Source organism: Streptomyces colwelliae, from assembly GCF_048158785.1.
Taxonomy (GTDB): domain Bacteria; phylum Actinomycetota; class Actinomycetes; order Streptomycetales; family Streptomycetaceae; genus Streptomyces.
Genome location: NZ_JBLTJC010001088.1, coordinates 1 through 381 on the forward strand (window position 1 = coordinate 1; position 381 = coordinate 381).

The following is a 381-nucleotide window of genomic DNA, read 5'->3' on the forward strand; positions in this document are numbered from 1 at the left end:
GTCATAGTAGTTGTCGTCACCGTAATAATAGGGGTCGTTATAATAACCCCCGCCGCCGTAGTAGGCATACGAGCCGAGGCCGCCGATCGCGGCACCCGCCGCCACGCCCGGCCAGAAGCCGCCGCCGCCGTGGCGATGCCAGCCGCCGCCGTGCCAGTCTCCGCCCCCGCCATGCCAATTGTTGCCGGCAACCGCGAGGGGACGGCCACCGCCGAAGGACGGGCCTGCGCCGGCGCTGGGCCGCATCGCCGCTCCGCCACCGGCGAAATGGGGGGCGCCTCCGCCCATCCGCATACCGCCTCCGCCGCCCATCCGCGGGCCGCCACCGCCAAAGTGAGCGCCGCCGCCGCCGCCACCGCCGCGGCCGCCATGACCCTGGGC

At 74.0% G+C, this 381-nt stretch carries 1 pseudogene; it reads right to left on the reverse strand.

Features of this window, described 5'->3' with window-relative positions:
• Nucleotides 1–246 (reverse strand): annotated as a pseudogene (locus ACNFOC_RS55945) (hypothetical protein); the annotation flags it as partial.
• Nucleotides 247–381 lie beyond the last annotated feature (135 nt).